The organism is Bacillus sp. Medicinal_06, from assembly GCF_056711665.1.
Map to the genome: position 1 here is coordinate 329,216 of NZ_JBWYHD010000005.1, position 20,110 is coordinate 349,325.

A 20,110-nucleotide genomic window follows, 5' to 3' on the forward strand; every position below is an offset into this window, starting at 1 on the left:
TATGCAAAAAAGCCCCCACATCTTATGCGGGGGCTCTGCCAATAGCTATTAAGCTGCCTGTTTTTCAGAAAGCTCTTTTAAATAAGCTTGTCCTTTTTCAGCGTCATATTGACCTTCCCACTTAGACATAACTACAGCTGCTAAAGAGTTACCTACTACGTTAACTGCCGTACGAGCCATATCTAAAATACGGTCAATACCTGCGATAAATGCTAATCCTTCTGCCGGAATACCTACTGTACCAAGTGTTGCTAATAATACAACAAATGATACACCCGGTACACCTGCAATCCCTTTAGATGTAACCATTAATACAAGCAATAATGTAATTTGCTGCGCGAGAGATAAATCAATGCCATACATTTGCGCTAAGAAAATCGCTGCAATAGCTTGATATAAAGTTGATCCATCTAAGTTAAATGAATAACCTGTCGGAATAACGAAAGATGTAATCGCTTTCGGACAACCGAACTTCTCCATTTTCTCCATGATTTTCGGTAAAACCGTTTCTGAGCTTGCAGTAGAATACGCTAAAATAAGCTCATCTTTTAAGATCTTAAAGAATTGGAAAATGTTAATACCAAATATTTTCGCTGTAAGTCCTAATACTACTACAACGAAGAAGATCATTGATCCATATACGACAATTACTAATTTCCCTAACGGAATTAATGAAGCTAAACCAAATTTAGAAACTGTAACACCAATTAATGCGAATACACCAAACGGTGCGAATTTCATAACTTGGTTTGTTACATAAAACATTGAATCCGCTACACCTTGGAAAAATTGAAGAACCGGTCTTCCTCTTTCACCGATCGCTGCAACTCCTAAACCAAATAGTACAGAGAAGAAAATAATAGCAAGCATATCACCTTTTGCTAATGATTCTACAATATTTGTCGGAACAATGTTTACAAATGTATCAGCAAAAGAGTGACTTTGCACTTGCTCTGTCGTTTGCGTATATTTAGAAATATCTGTCTTTGTTAACTTATCCATATCGACGCCGTTTCCTGGTTGGAAAATATTCGCTACCAGTAGGCCAACAACAATCGCAACTGTTGTAATGATTTCAAAATAAAGAATTGTTTTTCCGCCTAATCGACCTAGCTTTTTCACATCACCAACACCAGCAACACCAACAACGATGCTTGCTACGACAATCGGTACAACGATCATTTTAATTAATCGGATGAAAATATCACCAATCGGTTGTAAGTACTTCGCTACTGCCGGATTGTCATAAAAAATCGCCCCAACTGCAATACCAAGCGCAAGCCCTATTAAAATTTGCCATGCAAGTCCTATCCTTTTCATACTTGCTACAACCCCCTTCTTAGATGCATTAACTCTACCATTCTCTCGTTCTATGAAACTAAGAAATTAAGAGTATTACATATTATTCGACAATTCACTACATTTTTGTCCCTGTTAAAAATGATAAATCAAAAAATGAAATCTGACAACAAAATAAGTTTGCGTGAACACAAATAATTTTCTTGACAAAAACAAAACTCATGTCAGAAAACCTAACATGAGAACGATTCCTTAAAGTGTTTATTAATATTTTCTCTACTTTATTTCTATCACATCAAACGACATAATATACAAAAATTACCTCATTTCCGACAATTCATAGTACATTTATAAAACTTTCGTTACATTATGGTTACAACAATAGACAGTATTCTTCCAATTATGATATATACATCATAGGGAAAGGAGCTAGACCATTATGAAAAAGAAATTTGTCGCTTTCAGCGTCTTAGCAGCGAGCACTATTTTTGTTTCCCCATTGCTATCACCAGTATATGCGGAAACAAGTCAAGATAAATTATCTAATATTCAATCCGAATTAGAGGGTAACCAACAAGAATTACAGAACAAATCAGCAGAGAAAGAACAGATGGAAAAAGAGATACAAGACTTACAGAAAAAAATCGATGAATTAACAGCTTCTATAAATAAAAATGAAGCTGATTTAAACGATATACAAACAGAAATTAGTAAAACACAACAAACAATTGCCGATAAGAAGAAACGTATCGAGCAATTACAAACAAATATCGACACTCGTCAAGACGTCATTAAACAACGACTACAATCCATGCAAGAAAAACCACGAACAAATATCGTAACTGAAGTATTGATGAACTCAAATAATTTCGCGGATCTTGTTGATAATATGTATTCCGTTAGCTTGATTTTAAATAACGATACAGAGATTGTAAAAAAACAAACAACTGATCAAGAAACTGTAAAAACAGAAAAAGAAGCTGTTGAAAAGAAAGAACAGCAACTAAACGAATCGAAGCAAAAATTGGAGCAAAAGCAACAAGAACTTCAGAAAAACCACCAAGAACAACAAGCACTTATTAACGATCTACATACTAAAGTATCAAAAGTAGATTCAGAGATTGAAGGCTTAGAAGAGTCAAAAAGTATTTTAGAAAATCAACGCCAAGCTGTTCAAAAAGCAATTGAAGAAGAAAAACGAGCAGAAGAAGCTCGTAAAGCCGAGGAAGCACGTAAAGCGGAAGAAGCACAAAAAAACGCTTCTGCTAAAGAAGCTGCACAAACCGCTCCAACACCGCAAGATACAAATAAAAATGGCTTTATAAAACCAGCAGCCGGAAGATTCAGTTCAGGATTTAACGATCCTTCCCGCGGACGCCATGCTGGTTTAGATATCGCCGCTTCTGGCACAGTACCAATTATGGCAGCTGCTGATGGTGTTGTCATTCGGTCTGATATGTCATCTAGTTACGGAAATGTTGTCTATTTATCACATCGAATGAATGGCAAAACATACACAACAGTATACGCTCATATGAGCAGCCGCTCTGTATCTGTCGGTCAAACTGTAAAACAAGGTCAACAATTAGGTTTCATGGGAAATACTGGGCAATCTACTGGTCAACATTTACATTTTGAAATCCATATTGGCGAATGGAATGTAGGTAAAACAAATGCAGTTGATCCTTCTGGTTATATCGGATCATAAATAAAAAAACTCGGTGCATACCGAGTTTTTTTATTTACGACGAAAGTTATAAAGAAAAGTATTTGCTATAAAATAAAACTTTAATCAGCCCTCACCAATCGGACTTTTACGGGCAGTTGATCTCCCATCCATCTTCCTTGTTCCTCTCTGAATCTTGAGATGGGAGTCTTACCGCCCATTAATGCGGGATACAATCAAACTAAAAAGCAGGGAGAAACCCCTGCTCATTTTGTAAACATTTTAAACACACCAACTGCATTTAGAAACACAATTACTACTGTTACCGGAATAATATAACGCAGTAAGAAAAACCATATGTTAAATAATGTTTTCCCTTTCGTTTCTGTAACTTCTAATTCTTTCATTAATAAGTCTTTACTCATTTTATTTGGTACAAACAATGAAATTGCTAGTACCCCTAGCGGCAGCAATACATTACTTACTGCAAAATCCACTAAGTCAAAAAATGTTTTTCCGAAGACTTTCACATCACTCATAACTCCGAATGATAAAGCTGATGGAATTCCAACCGCAAAAATAAGTAATCCAATAATAAATGATGCTGAAGGACGTTTTTTCTCATTATCTTTTGCTACAGATGCAACAACAATTTCAAGCATTGAGATTGCAGAAGTTAACGTTGCAAAGAAGAATAAAATTAAAAACATGATAAAGAAAAATTGTCCGAATGGTATTTTCGCAAATACAGCTGGAAGAATAATAAACAATAAGCCTGGTCCCTCTGTTGGTTTAACTCCTAATGCGAAGATTGCCGGGAAAATTGCTAGTCCCGCAAGCACCGTAATAAAAATTGTTAAACTCACAATTGATGTTGCGGACTTTGCTAAATGCTCTTCTTTCTTTAAGTACGAGCTATACGTTACCATCACCGAAGCACCTACTGTTAGCGAAAAGAAGGATTGTCCCATCGCATACAAAATTGTATCTGCTGTTAGTTTTGAAAAATCTGGTTTTAAGAAAAACTCAACACCAGCCCATGCCCCATCAAGTGTAAGAGAACGAATAATAATAGCAATAAATAAAATAAATAATAGAGGCATCATATACTTACTTGCTTTTTCGATCCCCTTTTCTACACCTTTACTTACTACAAAAATAGTGCAAAGCATAAAGAGTAACTGAGCACCTACTGCACTAGCAGGATTCGAAATTGTTTGCTCGAACAATTTTCCGTATTCCACTGTCCCGCTCCAAAAGTTACCAGTCACACTATAATATAAATATAATAAAATCCATCCACCTACAACACTATAGAAAGATAGTACACTAAAACAAGTAACAACTCCCATACGACCAATCCATGGATATAATTTACTATTTGGTACTAGCAATTTATATGCAGTAACCGCTTCTTTTTGTGTACTACGGCCAATAACAAACTCCGCTAAAAGAAGAGGCATACCAATAAATAACGTTAATAATAGGAAGACTAAGAAAAACGCTCCTCCCCCTCCATTACCTGCAACGTACGGAAACTTCCATATCGCTCCAAGTCCTACTGCGGCTCCGGCTGCTGCGAGTACAAAACCAATTTTCGACGTCCATTGCTGTGTTTCTTTCATCGTAAATTCTCCTTTTCTGAATATTTATATTTTTCTTAATTATACACTTTCATTTCATACTCGCCCACCTCCTTTAGAAAATAAAAAAGTCCCCTACATGCTACTATGCATGTAGAGGACGATATATGTAATAGAATACCGTGGTACCACCTCAATTGGATCAACAATCCCACTTGTTCAGGTACAGGAAAAATTCCGATACCCTATCCTTGTAACGGCGGAACCCGGGTTGCCTACTAATCTGTTCAGCATACCTCTCGCAAGCCCATTCTGTATATTTTATCGTACCGGGCTCACACCTTATCCCAGCTCTCTGAACGCATCAAATATACGTACTCTTCTTGCTCATCGATTTCATCTATTGAAGTTACTTGTGATTATAGAGTAGATTGCTATATTTGTAAAGAAGAATTTAATTTATCTAGCTATATAAAATGAAGCTTTAATCAGTGGGGCTCTATTCCCCATTGATTATTAACCCTCACCAAACGGGTTTTATGGACAGTTGATCCCCCACCTATCTTCCTCGTTTCTCTTTGAATCTTGAGGTGGAGGTCTTACTGCCCGTTCATGCTGGATGAACGGATGCTCTCTTCCACCAAAAAAGAAAGAATTCGATTTTATTTCTTTTTTCTACAACGCGTGTTTTCTATTCTATATACTCCTGTATATCTAACTCTTGTAAAAACCTTTCTCTTTTCTGCTCGTTTTGAATATACTCAAGCTTCAACACTTCTTGCAATAAAATATTCTGCCTTCTTTTTTCTAATGGCAATTGTTTCACTTTCATTCTCACTTCATATAAGAATTCAAGATATTCTCCGTATGTCTCATCATATTTCGCAGCAATATCATCCCGAATTTTTTTCGCAAGTTTTGGACTTGCCCCCCCAGTAGAAACAGCAACATTGAGCTTTCCTCGATGAATAGCTGCCGGAAAATGAACATTTCCGCTTTCAGGGTTGGTAATTACATTAACAAGCTGGTTTAATGATGCATCTTTTGCAATAGATTCATTTATTATTGAATCACTTGTAGCTGCCACTACTAAAAAAGCACCTTCTAAATCCTCTTTTTCATAATCTTTTTGAAACCAACGAATTTGCTTCGATTCTACAAGCTTTACTAAACTCGCATCTAATTCACGACTCACTACAACTATATCCGCTCCTTCTTTTAATAAAGGAGCGATTTTAAATGATGCCACTTTACCACCGCCAATGACAACAACACGTTTCTTTTCAATTCGTACTGTAAGTGGATACATACTCATCTCCCCTTAATATTTCTCCCGTTTTCTGGATTAGCATTTCTTGAAATACACGGTTTTTTCCTAAATAAGGACTTACATATATATTCGTAGAATGGTATCCGCGTACTTCCTTCTCAATGTGTCTCATTAATAAGCCTGTAAATAACAAATAAGGTAGAATGACAACATTCTCCTCTTTTCGTTCTACAACTTCTTTTAATTTCTCCTCAAACCTAGGCTCTGCCGCAGCTAAATAACATACTTCTACCTTTTTAACTTTCTCCTCTTTTTCAAACAGAGAAGCAATACGTTTCATATCTTGTAACGTCTCAAGATCACTACTCCCTCTTGCCACAAGCAACAAGGTTACCCCACTTTCATACTCTTTAATACCGCTCCCCTCACACGTAGCGGATACGAGTGATTCTGAAACACCAAACGGATTTCCGTAAGTAATTGCAATGTGAGGATATTTATTTTGCATTTTTTGGAGTTCATTGGGAATATCTTCTTTCACATGCCCTGCTGCTAATAAAAAAACAGGAACAACGACAATTTCTGTTGCTCCTCTTCTTACGCAATTAGCAAATCCTTCTGAAATATCAGGCTGTGCTAATTCTAAAAAACATAGTTCTTGAATAGAAGCTGATACATGGTTCATACAAGCAGAAACAAAACCTACCGCTTCCTCTTTTGCCTCTTTTAGCCTACTTCCGTGACATACATATAATACAGCTTTCATTTTATAACACTCCGCTTACAGGATACGTAATGTCCGCCTGTTTTTCAAACCAATGAATTTTTTCACGGAAACGAACAACTTCTCCGATTACAATCATACTCGGATTTTGGACCTGTTCTTTTTCAGCAAGCGTTACAATTGTTCCTAACATTCCTGTAATGGTTCGCTGAGATTGTGTAGTTCCCCACTCCACAATAGCCACTGGCGTATTTTCTCCTTTTCCATATTTCAAAAGTTGTTCACATATATAAGGGAGATTGCTTACCCCCATATAAACAGCAAGCGTGTCGACACCTTTCGCTAAGTTTTCCCACTTCACTTCTTCTTCAGCACCTTCTTTTCGGTGCCCTGTCACAACTGCAAAACTTGCGCTCGCATCCCGGTGCGTTACAGGAATCCCCGCATATGCAGAAGCAGCTATTCCTGCTGTAATACCAGGTACAATTTCAAACGGAATACCATGCTTCGCTAACGCTTCTGCTTCTTCACCACCTCTTCCAAATACAAACGGATCTCCACCTTTTAATCGCGTTACGATTTTTCCTTTTTTTGCATATTTAACAAGAAAAGCGTGAATGGTTTCTTGTTTCATTGTGTGATAGTTTGGTAGTTTTCCGCAATATATTAAGTCAGCATCTGGCTTCGCATAGGAAAGTAGTTCTTTATTTACAAGACGATCGTATAAAATAACATCCGCCCGCTCGATACACTTTACCCCTTTTACAGAAATTAAATCTGGATCTCCCGGCCCTGCACCAACAATATATACTTTTCCCATCATCTCTCCTCATTTCTACTATAAAGTGAAACTTCCATTCCTATTACGAATGGAAGTTACTATTCAAATCGATGTCATTTTGTATTACAATGTCTCCTGCTCATGAATAACAAATGCTGCACCTTTGCGAATCTTCTTTTTTTCATGCAGAGAGATTTCCTTCACTTCTGGCAGCGGTAAAAAATACTTCTCTAATTCTACCTCAACAAGTCTAAATGCCTGTTCCTCACTTTGTGCGACAACTACTACAGGAACAACACCATTTGCCAACACTGCTTCAAAACGATATAAATCCATATTGTTCCCTCCTAAGATGCAATCACTTCTTCTAAAATTGTATTTAACGCGGATTGTAAATTTTCTACTCCAACGCGTTCTGTAAACTCATAAAAAGTTTCAGCTGGCAGTTTATGTTCTTTAAAGTATGTTAAAAACGATACAAGAACATCTGGAAGGTCTTCCCCATCAATCTTTCCTTTTAATTTTTGGTTATAAACACCACCCTCTAGTAAGGTACCACCTACATAAATTTCAAACGCTTCAACAATTCCTTTTTCTTTCGTCTTCAATTTCACACCTTGTAACCCGATATCGGCAATCTGCCTTTGACCACATGAATTCGGGCATCCCGTCATATGAATCCGAACCGGCACATCAAGTACAAGTTGTGTATCTAAATAGTCGGCAATATTTCGTAAGCGTGCTTTCGTTTCTACCAATGCAAGATTACAATACTCAATTCCCGTACAAGAAACTGCATATCCAATGAATGATTTTGGTTTTGCTGAAATCGATTCAAACAATGGTTCTTGTAAAAGTGCCTCAACGTTTCCTTCGGGAACATTGGGAATAATAAAATTTTGCGAATTACATGTGCGAATCTCACCATTTCCGTACTGCTTCGCAATTCTAGCAATTTCAAACAACTCCTCAGAATGCAAGCGACCAACAGGTACGTTAAAACCAACGTATGATAAATCACCTTGTTTTTGTTTATGAACACCGTAGAAATAACCTGCATTCCACCCTTTTAAAGCATCGTTTCCTTTATCGTGTAAAGGCTCTGTATATTCTAATAATTTTTCTTTGAATTTTTCCGCACCCCAATCAGCAACTAAAAATTTCAAACGTGCTAAATGTCGCTTTTCACGATATCCGAAATCACGGAAGACTGTAGCAATTGCAATCGCTACCGACTTCACTTGCTCAGGAAGGATGAATAAATCTAACTCCTGAGCTAAATACGGACGGGCAGATAATCCCCCGCCTACTCGTAAATGAAAGCCTTCCACTATTTTTCCATCAATCTCTTTTGTAGCTGGAGTAAAAGCAGCACAATTAATTTCAGCATTTGCTGCATTATATACATTTGTACTAATTGACATTTTAAACTTTCGAGGCAAATTCGAAAATTCTTCATTATGTTGGAAGAACTCATATACCTCTTTTACAATTGGTGCTGTATCAAATAATTCATCACCATCAATACCAGCAAGAGGATTCCCAATAATATTTCTTGTAATATCACCACAAGCTCCTGCTGTTGATAATCCCACTTTTTCTAAACGATTAAAAATATCTGGTATTTGACCAATTTCAAGCCAATGGAATTGAATCGCCTGTCTTGTAGTAATATCAAGAACATCACGACCATAATCTTCTGCAATAGAAGCCAATACTTCAACTTGTTCATTCGTTAAAATACCAGAAGGAATATTTACACGCATCATGAAATACCCTGCTTCTTTTGGGCGCTGTAAATATAAACCTGCCCATTTAAAAGAATCCCATTCTTCTTTCGGAATAGAATCAAACCCATTTTCAGCATAATACGGGATAGCTTTAAAAATTTCTAAACCGTCTTTTTCTAATTTCTTTTTCTCTGTAGCATTTAACTTTTCATTGTTTGCCCACACTTTTTCATAACTCATTTTTATTCCCCCTATATAAAGCTACGCTCTTGTAAGTAACCGATAATTTGTTCTGCACATTGTTCGATTGAATAAAGATGTGTTTCTACTACCACTTCTGCCTCTACAGGTTCTTCATACGGCGAGTCAATACCAGTAAATTGCTTAATATCGCCTTGTCTCGCTTTTTTATAAAGTCCTTTCGGATCACGTTTCTCACATTCTTCTATTGGACACTTTACAAACACTTCAATAAACTCATCTTTTTTGAGAATATCTCTTACTTGCTGGCGATCCACTCGAAATGGAGAAATAAATGCTGTTAGTACAATTGTCCCTTGATCTACAAATAACTTCGCCACTTCACCAATCCGGCGAATATTTTCTGTCCGATCTCTTTCGGAAAATCCTAAATCTTTATTCAAACCATGACGAATATTATCGCCATCTAGTACATAATTCCCAATATTTTTTTCGAACAATTTCCTAGCAACCGCATTTGCTACTGTTGATTTTCCAGAAGCTGATAACCCTGTGAACCAAAGTACAAAGCTGTGGTGACCACTTTTCTTTCGTCTTTCTTCTTTTGAAACAGATGCTGTATGCCAAGTTATATTTACGCCCATCTTACTCTCTCCTTATTTTGTTACGACTTCTTTTTGTAAACCACGAATTAATATTTCTACAACTTCTTTACGGCTAAATGTACTTGGTGGTATCTCTCCATTTCGCAACATTTCTCTTACTTTTGTTCCCGATAAAATAACATGCTCTTCTTTACTATGCGGACATGTTTTCGTAGAAGCCATCGCTTCACATTTTTTACAGTAAAAGCTATGCTCAAAAAAGAGCGGTGTAATCCCTAACTCTTCTACTGTAAAGTTCACAAAAATCTCTTGCGCTTCGTACGTACCGTAATAATTTCCTACCCCAGCATGATCACGCCCCACGATGAAATGTGTACAGCCAAAGTTTTTTCTAACCAGTGCGTGAAATATCGCTTCACGTGGCCCTGCATAACGCATTGCTGCCGGAAAAACACTTAAAAAGACACGATCGCTCGGATAATAATTTTTCAAAAGCACTTCATAACTTTCCATACGCACATCAGCCGGAATATCGTCTGATTTCGTTTCACCGACAAGTGGATTTAAAAATAAACCGTCTACAATTTCCAGTGCAGACTTTTGAATATATTCATGCGCACGATGAACAGGATTTCTCGTTTGAAACCCCACTACCGTTTTCCAGCCGCGTTTTGCAAACTCTGCACGCGTTTCGCTTGGATCTAAATGATAAGAAGCAAACTTATCATTTTCAAAGCGCTTTACAAGCGTGATTGCTCCTCCAACATAAATATTCGGTCTATCATATAATTTTTTCACACCTGGATGGGCAATATCAGTCGTTTTATAAACAAGCAATGCTTCTTTCTCTTTATCCGGTGTAAAAATATTTTCTATTTGAATAACACCATACGTGATTCCTTCTTTAACAAGACGAACCTCTTCACCAATTTTTAATTGTTTCGCCCTTTCTTCCGTTATTGGTAGTGTAATAGGGATACTCCATACATCACCGTTTACTAAACGCATTTTTTCTACTACAGATTGATAGTCCTCTTTCCCTAAAAAGCCAGTAAGCGGGCTATAACCACCTATCGCAAGAAGCTCTAAATCACTTAACGCAATTTTGTCTAATTCAATTTCTTTTGTAATTCCCTTTATTTCATACGTTTCATCAACGCGATTTACTAATATATTTGTTTTACTCATTTCCTTGTACGCCTCTTTCATATATATTTAAAATCAATCCAGTTCTTATTGGTAATGAAGGCCACATTCCGTTTTCATCTTTCCAGCCCACCGTCCGTCCCTTGAATCTTCTCCATCTCCTACAGGCAACGTACATTTTTCACACCCTATACTTGGATAACCAATGTCGTGCAATGGATTATAAGGCAAATTATGCTTATATACGTAGCGCCACACTTCCTTCCACGTCCAATGAATGAGCGGACAAATTTTAATAGATTTAAAACGATGGTCTTGATTGATAAACTTTGTATATTTCCGCGTTTCAGACTGTTCCCTCCTTAGCCCTGATATCCACGCTTTTCCACCCGATAAAGATTCTTCAAGGGGTAAGATTTTCCTTAATTTACAACAGAGATTTGGATTATGCTCCCACAAATTATTCCCATGCTTCTTTGCTTGTTCTTCAAGTGTGAGCGAAGGTTGCTTTTCAATAATTTCGAAACCCGGAAACCTTTCACGCACTCGTTTAATTAAATCGTATGTTTCTTGAAAATGAACGTTTGTATCTAAAAATACAACTTTAGCAGATGGATTTACTTGGTTTATTAAATGCAATAAAACCATACCTTCCACACCAAAGCTACACGCGTATACAATTTCACCCTTATAATGGTTATAAGCCCACTCTAATACTTGCAGTGCTCCTTTTGTTTCACCTTCTTCAGAAAAAGAAATGAAGTCCTCTTTCCATGTTTCATACGTCAGCATGTTTTTTCCCCCTGTAACGCAAAAAGGCGGTTTTAACCTAATACAATAGGTTAAAACCGCCTCTAGTTTTTCTAGTCAGCGCTTTTTACTTTAAGCGTACTTTTTCACTTTTTTCAAGCTGAATCACTTTTCCATCTTGCACAACAATTGTAATAGAACCATATTTCATATCCGCAAGCATCGTTTGAATCTTTTCAGCTACTTCGTCAAAATGTCCACGCACTCCCACGAACAGCCCCCCTTTTTATTCATAAAAAAAATCTTTCCCATTTCGAAAAGACTGTTCGGTAATATATTTTACCTTATCTTTCAAAATGGATGCCATTTTGCTGGACTTAGCACCTTGCTCCCATAAGCAGGTTGCTGAGCTTCGTAGGGCCAGTTCCCTCCGCTTCTCTTGATAAGCTTTGTATTTGTATTTTATCATAATTCTGATTTTTTTCAATCCTAGTTTTCCGATATATTTTATATTTTTTATTTTTTTAAAGGAGTTGCCCAGTTCGAACAACTCCTTTTTATTGATTACACAAGCTCTTTTATGCGTATGCGATCGTTCCCAATTATATTTTCATATGTTTCGCGTTCGACAACAACTTGTGACGCCCCGCCTTTTGCAAATACTACAGCCGGTCTGCGAATGCGATTGTAATTATTCGCCATAGAATATCCATATGCTCCTGTACAAGAGATTGCTAACAAATCTCCAGAAGTAACTTGTGGCAGTTCTATATCCCAAATAAGCATATCCCCACTCTCACAACACTTTCCAGCAATTGATACAATCTCTTCGGCATTTTCTCTTCCTCTATTGGCAAGCATTGCCTCATAACGTGCTCCATATAAAGCTGGTCTTAAGTTGTCCGTCATTCCTCCATCAACTGACACATATTTACGAATACCTGGAATATCTTTTACAGCTCCTACTGTATAAATTGTTGTTCCTGCATCTCCGACAATACTACGCCCTGGTTCAATCCAAATTTCAGGGAGTGGATAATTCTTTCTTGTAAATTGTTCCCTCACTGCATTCGTTACAGCATGCACATACGTTTCAAGCGTAAGCGGTGTATCAGACTCTGTGTAGCGAATTCCAAATCCTCCACCAACATTTAATACAGTTACTACATAGCCTGTTTGCTTTCTGATTTCTTCTAAAAAGTTCCGTAATACTTCAATTGCCCGAACAAATCCTGCTGTTTCAAAAATTTGCGATCCAATATGCGAATGAATACCTAACACGTTATAATTTGATTTCTCTAGTGCTACTTGAATCGCCTGCATTGCCTGACCAGTAGAAACTCCAAAACCAAATTTCGAATCATCTTGCCCTGTTGTAATATATTCATGAGTATGCGCCTCTACTCCAGGTGTAACTCGAATTAATATATTTACAATTTTTCCATACCGCTCTGCTAAGTCATGTAATATTTCCATTTCCAAGAAATTATCTACTACAAAACAGCCAATACCTGCTCGCAGCGCCATTATAATCTCTTCTTCCGTCTTATTATTACCATGAAAATGAATACGTGATGCTGGAAAACCAGCTTGTAAAGCAGTATATAATTCGCCCCCGGAAACAACATCTAAAGACATATTTTCTTCACGAGCTACTCGGCACATCTCCATGCACAAGAACGCCTTACTTGCATATGCTACTTGGTAAGAGAACCCACTTTCCTGGAATGCACGATGAAATGCGCGACATTTTTCACGAATAGCAGCCTCATCGTATACATAAAGCGGTGTTCCATATTGTTTTGCTAGCTGCGTTGTATCGCATCCTCCAATTTCTAAGTGTCCTTGGTCATTGATTCGGCTTGTGCCGTGTAAATACATTTGAATTCCTCCCTTATTTCCTCTAAAACTTATAACCCCAATCTTCTTCTATTCATTGCAGCACGCTTTTGGATAAACAAAAAACGCGCGGAACAATGTTCACACGCGTTTCTTATTAGGAATCATGTATCATGAAAAAATAAACGAGTTGTTATCTTCTCAAATAAGAAACCGCATCAACATCTCCAAATAGCTCTCCATAAAATAAAATTTTATGACAGTACTACATTTATTCAATGTAGTACCAATATATGAATGAGGTGGTCATTCTTATATTTCGGCAATAGTCCCTTTCAATCTATGATCAAAGATTCCACTAAATCTCCCATAGCTTACTCTTTCCTATCGCGGCCTCTACCTTTGAGAGTAGATGAGGTAAGTCTATTTAATTTTCAAATATCTTATATTGGTATTAACAATACCAAATGAATAAATTATTTGTCAAACAATTTTTTATATTGGTTTTTTACAATTCAATTTCGTATCATTCGGTAAGCGCTTTATATCTATTTTTTTCACAATCCATTCTCCCTCATCATTATTAAATGTGATTCTTATTTTTTCAAATGGAGGAAGTACTTTTCCACCTATACCAGCTTCATATTTTGTCACTTCAATTACTGTTTGAAATAAATATGTACCACTATACATTTTTTTCATGCTCACAATCTTTGGACAATCATATGGTTTTTGTTTCCCATAGTGCTTTTCAATCGCCGTATTTATTTGTGGAAACAAAACAGAATACAGAGCATCTTCTAATAACGGCGCATCATATTGAGCAGCGAAAACTGTAGGGGTGGAAAATAATAAAAAACCACTACATATGAAACAAAATAACTTTTTCATCATAACCTCCGTATCAAAATGCAATATTGTTATTGTCTCCGTTTTCTCTTTTTCTAACCAATTCTTATAAAAACCATCCACAATTCTGTTTTGTTTTCGTATAATAGTACATAAAGATAAACGACAGTTCGTATATATAAAGTGAAACTTCTATCATTAGAAATACAATCACTAGAACCGTCACTTATAGTAGGAGAGGAGTATATTATGCTACAACATTTGTTTCCAAAATTACGATTTGCACTTGTTGCAGTCGTTTTATTATGGATTAAAACATATATTGTGTACAAGCTAGCCTTCGATATTAAAATTGATAGCTTCTTCGAAGAAATGATGCTTTTGTTTAATCCAATTGTTTCATTGCTTTTATTTTTCGGCCTAGCTTTATTAGCATCAAAATATCGAAATCGAATTATTATTGGCATCAGCTTTTTGCTGTCATTTATTTTATTTGGAAACGCGATGTTTTATGGATTTTATAATGACTTTGTCACATTCCCTGTTTTATTCCAAACAAATAACATGGCCGATCTAGGAACAAGTATTAAAGAACTCTTTACGTACAAAACATTACTTCTATTTGCAGATGCTATTATTCTAATGTTTATTTCACGTAAATTCCCAAGTTTTTGTGATAACACTCCGTTATCTCGTGCTGAAAAACGAACCTTTTTCAGTGGTATAACAGCTCTATTAGCATTACAAATTGTTGTTTCTGTCATTTATAAACCACAATTATTCTCACGCTCTTTTGATCGTGAAACTGTTGTGAAAAACCTAGGTTTATATACCTATCATTTATTCGACATTACACTTCAGTCTAAATCTTCTGCAGAGCGTGTTTTTGCAAGCGGAGATGGTTTTTCTGAAATCAAGAACTACGTGAACTCAAAGGATAATAAAGTTGACAAAAATTTATTTGGGGCTGCAAAAGGGAAAAATGTCATTTTAATTTCAATGGAGTCAACACAAAATTTTGTTATCAACAAAAAAATTAATGGAAAAGAAATTACTCCATTTTTAAATCAGTTTATAAAAGATAGTTATTACTTCGATAACTTTTATCATCAAACTGGACAAGGAAAAACATCCGATGCCGAATTTATTGTAGAAAATTCATTCTATCCATTAGATCGTGGCTCTGTATTCTTTACTCATGCAAACAATGAGTACACAGCAACTCCTGAGCAGTTAAAAAAATACGGATACTATTCCGCTGTCTTCCATTCGAATGATAAAGCATTTTGGAATCGGGATATCATGTACCCGGCACTCGGATACGATCGCTACTTTAACTTAAATGATTATACCGGAACAGAACAAATGTCTGTCGGTTGGGGATTGAAAGATAAAGAGTTCTTTGAACAATCGATTTCAAAACTGAAATCTTTACCAAAGCCATTTTATACAAAATTTATTACATTAACAAATCATTTCCCATTTCTTCTAAATCCAGAAGATCAATATATTAATGAGTATAATTCTGAGAGCGGTGTACTAAATCGTTATTTCCCAACCGTTCGCTATACAGATGAAGCTCTTAAACTATTTATTAATCGATTAAAAGAAGAGGGATTATACGATAATTTAATTATTGTGATTTATGGAGATCATTACGGAATTTCTGAAAATCATAATGCGGCTATGGCACAATTTCTTGGTAAGGAATCCATAACTCCATTTGATTCAATGCAATTGCAACGTGTACCACTTATTATTCACGTTCCTGGTCAAGAAGGAAAAGTTATTTCCAAAGTATCTGGACAAATTGATATAAAACCGACATTGCTTCATTTACTCGGGATCAAAACAAACCAATCGATTGAATTTGGTACTGATTTATTTATCAAAAACGAAGACCCACTCATGATTATGCGTGATGGTAGTTTCGTAACAAACGATTATGTTTATACAAAAAATATGTGCTATAAAAAGAGCACAGGTGAACCAATTGATTCAGCTATTTGTCAGCCGTATATTGAAAAAACAAAAACAGAATTAAATTATTCTGATAAACTTATTTATGGAGATTTATTACGATTTGATCCTAACAATAAATACAAAACCGGAACAATGATAACGAAATTTGAATAATTTTAAAAGCAACCTCAAATGATAACAATTTGAGGTTGCTTCTTTTTTCTAAATCTTTCCCCTTTCATGCACATGATGGCTTTATTATATAAATACAAATTTAAAAATCGACATAAACCCTAATCTTTATGTGAGGGAGCAGTAACTTATATGTCGAAAAATCGAAATGGATTTATATAGAATCTCCGTACTTCGTCTCAGTTCTCAGTAGAATTAAAAAAGGTAGTTGAAGGATACACTACTCGTGAAAGCTTACCGTAATGAATCAAACCACTGAATGCGATTTCACTTTATGAAATCTTTCACAAAATGGTAATTTTTTCGTCCGTGGTAAGAAATTTATGTTATGATAAAATAAGTAAACTTTCATACACTAATTAAGAATTTATTACAGAAAGCAAGGGATCAGATTTTGTATAGAGCAGCAATTCCAAACTTATTTACGCTCGGAAATTTATACAGTGGATTTTTATCAATTGGCTATGCATCTTTAGGGTATTATAAACCAGCTGCTATTTTAGTACTAATCGGGATGATGTTAGATAGTCTTGATGGCCGGGTAGCTCGTTTATTACGTGTGGATTCACAAATGGGGAAAGAACTTGATTCACTAGCAGATGTTGTAACATTCGGAGCTGCACCTGCAGTTTTAATGTACTACACTTCCTTTTCCAATTATGGAATTATCGGACTATACATAGCAGGACTATTCCCTCTGTTCGGAGCATATCGTTTAGCACGATTCAATGTAACGCCTTCCTCTACTTCTATGAAGTATTTCACTGGCGTTCCTATTACTGCAGCAGGAGGACTCGTTGCCTTCTTAACACTATTTTCACATACCATTCCAAAAATTGTCCTCATTACAGTATTTGTAACGTTTGCATTTTTAATGGTAAGTCGTATTCGTATCCCAAGTTTAAAAGATGTGCCAATTCCACGATACAGTATTATTGTCACACTCTTTTTAATCGGAATTATTTATACAATGTATAAAACAAGCTTTGGCAACATTTCAGTATTTTTATTCATCGCCGTCCCACTTTATATTTTGTATATGTTATCTCAATTTATTAGGCAAAGACCTTCTCATAAAAAACGAGCAAATAAAGAAAAATAAAGAAAAACCTTCCAAGTCGGAAGGTTTCTCTTTATTTTGTCACTAGCTCCTTTTGATTTACAGGCGTTAATGCTTCTTCTCCTTCTAATACAGCTAAAATGTTACGCACTGCCATTTCAGCCATTGCGTCACGTGTTTCAAACGTTGCGTTTCCAACATGTGGAGTAAGAACAACATTTTTTAATCCCTTTAATCTCTCTGTAATTTTCGGTTCAAACTCAAATACATCAAGAGCTGCGCCTTCAATTTCATTCGTCTCTAACGCATGAGCAAGCGCTAGTTCATTCATAATCGGACCACGTGCTGCATTTATAATATATGCTGTTTTCTTCATCATTTTAAATTGTTCTTCATCAATCATATGATGGAGACTCGGATTATACGCGCAATTAATCGTAATAAAATCTGCTGTATGATACAGTTCTTCTAACGTTACATACGTTGCTTCCAATTCGTTCTCGACCTCTAGCTTACGATTTGGGCCTGTGTAGATAATATTCATTCCAAATGCTTTTGCACGTTTCGCAACTGCTTTTCCAATTTCTCCAAGACCGATAACTCCAATTGTCTTTCCATATACTTCTCGTCCGAGGAAAAAGAGTGGTGCCCAGCCATTAAATCCAACTGTACGACATACTGTATCTCCTTCTGGAATTCGTCTTGCCGCAGCTAAAAGAAGGGCAAATGTTAACTCTGCTGTTGCTTCTGTTGAAACTTTCGGTGTATTTGTAACCGCAATTCCTTTTTCTGCTGCATACGTGTAATCAATGTTATCGTAACCTGCACCGTAGTTAGCAATAATTTTTAAATCAGGCGCTGCATCAATGACTTCTTTTGTTACCTTTGTAGAAAGTAAACTTAACAGTGCATCTTTATCTTTAACCCGCTTTACTAATTCTTCGGCACGAATTAATTCTTCTTTATCATACATTTCTACATCATAATTTTGTAATAGTCTCAGTCCGATTTCTGGAATTTTTCCCGCTACTAATATTTTTGCCATTACTAAGCACCTCTTCTATTAAAAAATAGGAATTTCCCTATATTATATTGTAAGAAATCTAAGTTAAAAAAGCCAAGGAATTTGATTACAGTTCTGAAAACTGACACTTTTGCTCATAAGAAAAGAGGAGATATCTATCTCCCCTTTTACTTATTGTTCTTCACTAGATTGTTTTCCAAGCTTCGCATCGATCGTTCCTTCTGCTACCGTATCACTAATTTGTTCTTGGATTACAGAATTGACTTCCTCATTCGTTTGAGAAGTATAGTTTTGATTTGTTACTTTCAAGTTCTGCTTGTTTTGTTGTTTTGGCATTTCAAACCCTCCTTTATCATTCTTTCTTATTTTGAGCAAAAAGAAAGGTTTTCATCACAAAATCATTTTTTACTTTGAAACAGTTGTTGCTTCTTCTGCAAGCAACTGCATCTTCCTCATCCGTTTTTCAAATGTAGCAACATGAGAAATACCATGATTACGTAATGTTTTCACATTTTCTCGAACATAATTTCCTAAATCATTTGGATAATGAGCATCTGATGAAAGAGTAATGGGTACTTTATGTTTTGCTAATACTTGTAAATACAGCGGACTTGGACACATTTCTCGAACAGGATAACGATAATATAACCCCGCATTTACTTCCGTTGCTGTATTTGTCTCTACTAAGGCCTGAGCAATTCTTTCGTAGTATGGAATCTGTACATTTTCATCTAATCGATAATTAAATACTTTTATATTATCAAGATGAGCTACAATATCAAATAACTTAGAATGAATTGCTTTTTCGACCGTTCCAAAAAATACGTCATATAATTCATTCAAATCATGGTTTTCAAAATATTCTTTTGTATCTGGGTTATCAAATCCCCATCCATTAATAAAATGTACCGAACCAATAACGTAATCCCAATCACCTAATGCCAACAAACCTTCTAACTCCCGCTCGCCACCAATAAAATAATCAGCTTCAATTCCAAGGCGCAGCACGACTCCCCGTTTTCTCCAGCGCTCCTTTGCCTCTTGGATTGCTGTTGTAAAATCATAAATCGACGCTACCCGAACTTGATCTAGCCATTCTTTCTGCAAATGACCAAGCTTTGAATCACTAATCTCTACATATTTCTCGTAATACTCCTTTGCTTCATGAAAGCGATATAAGTGATCAACAATCCCTACTTCTTTTATTCCTTTCCGCATTGCTTCTTCTAAATAGAAATCAATCCATTCTGCTGTAAATGGCCCTTCTTCCACACGTTTTTTTAGACGTTCTTGTGTTTTCATAAGCCACTTCATAGAATGTTTTTTTTCTTTGAGTGGTTGAAAATATTCTATCGATTCATTTATCCTCGCCAGCCAGCCTAGCGAATACGGTCCCTCTTCTAAATGAAGGTGATAATCTACTTTCATA

The 20,110-nt window shown here is 36.1% G+C and carries 19 protein-coding genes, 2 riboswitches and 1 other annotated feature; of the genes, 3 read left to right on the forward strand and 16 right to left on the reverse strand.

The genetic code is table 11. The annotated features are described in order from the left end of the window. Nucleotides 1-48: 48 nt before the first annotated feature. Nucleotides 49-1,320, reverse strand: a complete 1,272-nt coding sequence (gene gltP, locus AC1M36_RS14620) for a glutamate/aspartate:proton symporter GltP (protein ID WP_479845988.1) — start codon at nt 1,318-1,320, stop codon at nt 49-51. Nucleotides 1,321-1,738: 418 nt separating this feature from the next. Here gltP and AC1M36_RS14625 point away from each other — a divergent pair, with 418 nt between their 5' ends. Further along, complete coding sequence (locus AC1M36_RS14625) at nt 1,739-3,007, forward strand: murein hydrolase activator EnvC family protein (protein ID WP_336452658.1); 1,269 nt, start codon at nt 1,739-1,741, stop codon at nt 3,005-3,007. A gap of 224 nt (nt 3,008-3,231) precedes the next feature. Here the strand turns inward: AC1M36_RS14625 and AC1M36_RS14630 are convergent, their stop codons facing one another. From AC1M36_RS14630 to AC1M36_RS14685, 12 genes are all read right to left on the reverse strand, one after another. Further along, nucleotides 3,232-4,590: a sodium-dependent transporter gene (locus AC1M36_RS14630; protein ID WP_479845989.1), complete on the reverse strand. Its 1,359-nt coding sequence runs from the start codon at nt 4,588-4,590 to the stop codon at nt 3,232-3,234. Nucleotides 4,591-4,701: 111 nt separating this feature from the next. Beyond that, nucleotides 4,702-4,948 (reverse strand) — a binding site (T-box leader). A 291-nt stretch (nt 4,949-5,239) separates the two neighbouring features. Next, nucleotides 5,240-5,857 (reverse strand): NAD(P)-binding protein, encoded by a 618-nt coding sequence (locus AC1M36_RS14635; RefSeq protein ID WP_336452660.1) that lies wholly within the window; start codon nt 5,855-5,857, stop codon nt 5,240-5,242. Beyond that, nucleotides 5,832-6,584 (reverse strand): sirohydrochlorin chelatase, encoded by a 753-nt coding sequence (locus AC1M36_RS14640; RefSeq protein ID WP_336452661.1) that lies wholly within the window; start codon nt 6,582-6,584, stop codon nt 5,832-5,834. Before AC1M36_RS14640 ends, AC1M36_RS14635 begins: the two co-directional genes overlap by 26 nt. 1 nt (nt 6,585) lies before the next feature. After that, nucleotides 6,586-7,362 (reverse strand): uroporphyrinogen-III C-methyltransferase, encoded by a 777-nt coding sequence (cobA, locus tag AC1M36_RS14645; RefSeq protein WP_336452662.1) that lies wholly within the window; start codon nt 7,360-7,362, stop codon nt 6,586-6,588. 84 nt (nt 7,363-7,446) lie between these two features. Next, nucleotides 7,447-7,659, reverse strand: coding sequence for a DUF3906 family protein (locus AC1M36_RS14650; RefSeq protein WP_174099554.1), 213 nt, complete (start codon nt 7,657-7,659; stop codon nt 7,447-7,449). 11 nt (nt 7,660-7,670) lie between these two features. Continuing rightward, nucleotides 7,671-9,293, reverse strand: coding sequence for a nitrite/sulfite reductase (locus tag AC1M36_RS14655; protein WP_336452663.1), 1,623 nt, complete (start codon nt 9,291-9,293; stop codon nt 7,671-7,673). Between the two features lie 11 nt (nt 9,294-9,304). Further along, the gene (gene cysC, locus AC1M36_RS14660; RefSeq protein WP_336452664.1) at nt 9,305-9,898 is read right to left on the reverse strand and encodes an adenylyl-sulfate kinase; all 594 of its coding nucleotides are present in this window, start codon (nt 9,896-9,898) and stop codon (nt 9,305-9,307) included. 12 nt (nt 9,899-9,910) lie between these two features. Then, the gene (sat, locus tag AC1M36_RS14665) at nt 9,911-11,047 is read right to left on the reverse strand and encodes a sulfate adenylyltransferase (protein ID WP_336452665.1); all 1,137 of its coding nucleotides are present in this window, start codon (nt 11,045-11,047) and stop codon (nt 9,911-9,913) included. Nucleotides 11,048-11,092: 45 nt separating this feature from the next. Beyond that, a complete protein-coding gene (locus tag AC1M36_RS14670; protein ID WP_336452666.1) occupies nt 11,093-11,797 on the reverse strand; it encodes a phosphoadenylyl-sulfate reductase in 705 nt (234 codons plus the stop codon). 85 nt (nt 11,798-11,882) lie between these two features. Further along, entirely contained in the window at nt 11,883-12,026 is a 144-nt protein-coding gene (locus AC1M36_RS14675; RefSeq protein ID WP_003196202.1) for a YezD family protein, read from the reverse strand. A gap of 70 nt (nt 12,027-12,096) precedes the next feature. Further along, nucleotides 12,097-12,204, reverse strand: a riboswitch (SAM riboswitch). Nucleotides 12,205-12,319: 115 nt separating this feature from the next. Continuing rightward, nucleotides 12,320-13,636: a diaminopimelate decarboxylase gene (gene lysA / locus AC1M36_RS14680; protein ID WP_336452667.1), complete on the reverse strand. Its 1,317-nt coding sequence runs from the start codon at nt 13,634-13,636 to the stop codon at nt 12,320-12,322. A gap of 182 nt (nt 13,637-13,818) precedes the next feature. Continuing rightward, nucleotides 13,819-14,001: riboswitch (Lysine riboswitch) on the reverse strand. An 88-nt stretch (nt 14,002-14,089) separates the two neighbouring features. Then, nucleotides 14,090-14,485 carry a DUF3888 domain-containing protein gene (locus AC1M36_RS14685; protein ID WP_336452668.1) on the reverse strand — a complete coding sequence of 132 codons (396 nt, stop codon included), beginning with the start codon at nt 14,483-14,485 and terminating at the stop codon, nt 14,090-14,092. Nucleotides 14,486-14,692: 207 nt separating this feature from the next. Between AC1M36_RS14685 and AC1M36_RS14690 the strand changes: the two genes are divergently transcribed. After that, nucleotides 14,693-16,579 (forward strand): LTA synthase family protein, encoded by a 1,887-nt coding sequence (locus AC1M36_RS14690; protein ID WP_336452669.1) that lies wholly within the window; start codon nt 14,693-14,695, stop codon nt 16,577-16,579. A 412-nt stretch (nt 16,580-16,991) separates the two neighbouring features. Next, on the forward strand, nt 16,992-17,699 hold the full coding sequence (gene pssA / locus AC1M36_RS14695; protein ID WP_336452670.1) for a CDP-diacylglycerol--serine O-phosphatidyltransferase: 708 nt from the start codon (nt 16,992-16,994) through the stop codon (nt 17,697-17,699). Nucleotides 17,700-17,730: 31 nt separating this feature from the next. Here the strand turns inward: pssA and AC1M36_RS14700 are convergent, their stop codons facing one another. The 3 genes from AC1M36_RS14700 to AC1M36_RS14710 all read right to left on the reverse strand — a co-directional run bounded on the left by AC1M36_RS14700 (nt 17,731) and on the right by AC1M36_RS14710 (nt 20,109). Further along, nucleotides 17,731-18,702, reverse strand: a complete 972-nt coding sequence (locus AC1M36_RS14700) for a 2-hydroxyacid dehydrogenase family protein (RefSeq protein ID WP_479845990.1) — start codon at nt 18,700-18,702, stop codon at nt 17,731-17,733. A 150-nt stretch (nt 18,703-18,852) separates the two neighbouring features. Next, nucleotides 18,853-19,017, reverse strand: a complete 165-nt coding sequence (locus AC1M36_RS14705; protein WP_336452672.1) for a DUF4025 domain-containing protein — start codon at nt 19,015-19,017, stop codon at nt 18,853-18,855. 69 nt (nt 19,018-19,086) lie between these two features. Continuing rightward, a complete protein-coding gene (locus AC1M36_RS14710; protein WP_336452673.1) occupies nt 19,087-20,109 on the reverse strand; it encodes a histidinol phosphate phosphatase domain-containing protein in 1,023 nt (340 codons plus the stop codon). Between the last annotated feature and the right edge of the window lies 1 nt (nt 20,110).